This window comes from Mesorhizobium sp. M2A.F.Ca.ET.037.01.1.1, from assembly GCF_003998075.1.
GTDB lineage: Bacteria > Pseudomonadota > Alphaproteobacteria > Rhizobiales > Rhizobiaceae > Mesorhizobium.
On the sequence record NZ_RZSA01000751.1, the window covers coordinates 1 to 3412 of the forward strand.

The 3412-nt window shown below is 63.6% G+C and carries 4 protein-coding genes; 1 reads left to right on the top strand and 3 read right to left on the bottom strand.

The features are described 5' to 3' along the window. The 3 genes from EOA27_RS28325 to EOA27_RS28335 form a co-directional block, all read right to left on the bottom strand. Positions 1–296, bottom strand: a 296-nt coding sequence (locus tag EOA27_RS28325) for a dienelactone hydrolase family protein (protein ID WP_189562135.1), incomplete at its 3' end; no start/stop codon positions are given. Between the two features lie 105 nt (positions 297–401). Beyond that, positions 402–1091 (bottom strand): 4Fe-4S dicluster domain-containing protein, encoded by a 690-nt coding sequence (locus EOA27_RS28330; RefSeq protein WP_126082181.1) that lies wholly within the window; start codon positions 1089–1091, stop codon positions 402–404. Between the two features lie 89 nt (positions 1092–1180). After that, on the bottom strand, positions 1181–2755 hold the full coding sequence (locus EOA27_RS28335) for a trimethylamine methyltransferase family protein (RefSeq protein ID WP_126082180.1): 1575 nt from the start codon (positions 2753–2755) through the stop codon (positions 1181–1183). 272 nt (positions 2756–3027) lie between these two features. Here EOA27_RS28335 and EOA27_RS28340 point away from each other — a divergent pair. Further along, the coding region (locus tag EOA27_RS28340) for a B12-binding domain-containing protein (RefSeq protein WP_189562136.1) at positions 3028–3412 on the top strand (385 nt) is incomplete at its 3' end.

Here is a 3412-nt window from a genome sequence, read left to right on the forward strand (position 1 = left end):
GTCATGCCCTGCGTCGTACCGCCGCTCAGCATCAACAGCAGGGCCTTGGTCTTTGCCTCGGTGAACGCGGTTTTGGGATCGAACGGGCCATAGGGCGCATAGCGGTAGAAGAGATCGGGCACCAGCACGGCATAGCCATGCCCAGCGAGGCGCTCCGCCATCTGGTCGAGCACCGGACGCGGACCGAAAATATCCATGTAGAGGATGATTCCGGCCTTGGCCGGCGCGGCTGGACGAAACAGCCGAGCCTTCGCCGTGCCGTCCTGGGTCTTGATCTCGATGTCCTGCTTCGTCATTCCCGCGCTCCGCCGGTTGCCAGGCGATAGATATCCGCACTGCCCTCCAGGGCAAGCCGGAACCTTTCGATCGCGGTCAAGTTTCCGTGCGGTTCGGAAGAATGTCTACACCCCGGCGAACGCCGCCATATGGAAGGCCTGGACATCGGCCGGATAGCGATACTCAGCGCCATAGGGACAGGCGTTGCGGTCGAGGCAGCCGCCGCTCCGGCAGGGCTCGCCTCGCGGTCCGCGCACATGCGCCAGGCACGCCTGGTGCGCAAAGCCATCCACCGAATAGGCGTCCACCGGACAGGATTTCAGGCAGCGTTTTTCGACGCATGTGTCGCAAAGATGAATCGCTGCATGAGGTTCGGGAACAGAAATCTTGTCCTCGAACAGCAACGCGCCGCGATAGGCGTGCCAAAGCCCATACTGAGGATGCATGAGGATGCCCAGCGGCGACGGCCTCAGCCCTTCCGCCCGCATCGCCCATTGCTGGAACGGCAGGTAAGGCCGGTCTGAAGGCGAAACGGCACGCGCGCCGAATTCCTTCGCCACGGCGCCAATCACCTCGAGCGACCAGCTGTCGAGCGGGTTGGCGACGGGCCGAGGCTGTCCCTCGAGCCAGCGTTGGAAATATGGCCATGGCGCCGCGCCCGCCTGTCCAACAAGGAGCACCGATTTGGCTGGAAAGCCGGAAAGTCCGGCTGGCGCCATCTCATCGTCGCCGAAGGTGAAACCGCCGCGAAGGATCAGGCCACTGGCCGCGAGCTCGGCCGCAATCACCTCGACCCGAGCGCGGGAAAAAGTCATCCCTTCCGGTCCGGGTCGGAGAACGCGCTCCGCCAGACTTCCTTATGGATGATGTCGGCCACTTTAGCCCGGCCTGAATCGGGCTCCTTTCACGTGAAGGCGTCGGGCATCGAGCCTTTCTTCTTGGCGATGAACTCCTTCAGCGCCTCGTCGATGGCCGGATCGAGATGCGGCGCTTCGTAGCTTTCAAGCCAGCGGCGTGCGAGCTCGTTGGCGCGCTGCGGCGCGGTCTTCTCGCCCTCGGCCAGCCACTGCTCGTAGGAATTGTTGTCGGCGATGTTGGAGCGGTAGAAGGCCGTCTGGAAATTCGCCTGGGTATGGTCGCAGCCGAGATAATGGCTGCCCGGCCCGACCTGGCGGATGGCGTCCATCGCCTGGCCGTTTTCCGACAGGTCGACGCCCTCGCAGAACTTCTGCTGCATGCCGAGCTGGTCGATGTCCATCATGAATTTCTCGTAGCAGGAGGCGAGGCCGCCCTCGAGCCAGCCCGCCGAATGCAGCACGAAATTGGTGCCGGCGAGGATCGTCGAGTTGAGCGTGTTGGCGCTCTCATAGGCCGCCTGCGCATCCGGGATCTTCGAGGCGCAGAGCGAACCGCCGGTGCGGAACGGCAGGCCGAGCCGGCGCGCCAGCTGGGCGGCGCCATAGGAGACCAGCGACGGCTCCGGCGTGCCGAAGGTCGGCGCGCCTGACTGCATCGAGATCGACGAGGCGAAGGTGCCGAACAGCACCGGCGCGCCCGGCCGGATCAACTGCGTGAACGAGGCGCCAGCGAGCACTTCGGCCAGCACCTGCGTCAGTGTGCCGGCGACCGTCACCGGGCTCATCGCGCCGGCCAGGATGAAGGGCGTGACGATGCAGGCCTGGTTGTGGCGCGAATAGACCTTCAGGGCGCCGAGCATCGTTTCGTCGAACACCATCGGCGAGTTGGCGTTGATCAGGCTGGTCAGCACCGTGTTGTTCTCGACGAAGTCGTCGCCGAAGACGAGCTTGGCCATCGCCACCGTATCCTCGGCCCGCTCCGGCGCGGTCACAGAGCCCATGAACGGCTTGTCCGAGTAACGGATATGCGCGTAGATCATGTCGAGGTGGCGCTTGTTGACCGGCACGTCGACCGGCTCGCACACTGTGCCGCCTGAATGGTGGATCGACGGCGCCATATAGGCGAGCTTCACGAAATTCTGGAAATCCTCGATCGTCGCGTAGCGGCGGTTGCCGTCGAGGTCGCGCACGAAGGGCGGGCCGTAGACCGGCGCGAACACGGTCGCGTTGCCGCCGATCTGCACCGAGCGGTCCGGATTGCGCGCATGCTGGGTGTAGATCGAAGGCGCGGTCTTCAAGAGCGAGCGGCAGAGCCCCTTGGGGAAATGCACGCGCTCGCCCTTGACGTCGGCGCCCGCCTCCTTCCACAGCGCCAGCGCCTCGGCGTCATCGCGAAAGATGATGCCGATCTCTTCCAGCACCGTGTCGGTATTCTTCTCGATCAGCGCCAGGCCTTCCTCGTTGAGGACCTCGTAGACGTTGATCTTGCGCTTGATGTACGTGAGCTGGGTGCCCGGACCGCCGCCTGAACGGGCTGCCCGGCGTGCCGCCGCGCCGCCGCTGGCGCCGCGACCGCGTCGTCCACCCGGCGCTTCCTGCTCGACTGCCGCGTTATCGCTCATGATCGTTCTTCCTGTAACTTGGCCTGAATTGGCTGGGCGGCCCGTCGCTGCCGCTTCTTGCCTGGATCGTAGCCATGCACCCTATTGGAAACGGCCAGCCAGCGCCAACACCTGTCGCAAAATCGACAAGAAAAGCGTCAATTTTTCAGTCGCTTTCCTTTTGCGGGAAGTCGCAAATCAGCTATGGCTAGCTTGCCCTCGCGGGTTAGGTATTGGCGCATCGTTTTTTAGGCTGCCGCAGTCATTCCGAGCAGCAAGGAGCCCGAGGAAAAATGGCCGACGACGAGATCATCCTTTCCGAGCTTTCCGACGAGGAGCTTGTGCAGCAGATGCACGACGACCTCTATGACGGTCTGAAGGAAGAAATCGAGGAAGGCACGCATATCCTTCTCGAGCGCAATTGGGCGCCTTACAAGGTGCTGACCGAGGCGCTGGTCGAAGGCATGCGCATCGTCGGCGAAGATTTTCGCGATGGCATTCTGTTCGTGCCGGAAGTGCTGCTTTCCGCCAATGCCATGAAGGCCGGCATGGCTATCCTGCGTCCGCTGCTCGCCGCCACCGGCGCGCCGAAGCAGGGCAAGATGGTGATCGGCACCGTCAAGGGCGACATCCACGACATCGGCAAGAACCTCGTCGGCATGATGATGGAGGGCGCCG

Coding starts and splice junctions, on each gene's coding strand:
- EOA27_RS28330 (WP_126082181.1), bottom strand. CDS start 1,091: ATGACTTTTTCCCGCGCTCGGGTCGAGGTGATTGCGGCCGAGCTCGCG.
- EOA27_RS28335 (WP_126082180.1), bottom strand. CDS start 2,755: ATGAGCGATAACGCGGCAGTCGAGCAGGAAGCGCCGGGTGGACGACGC.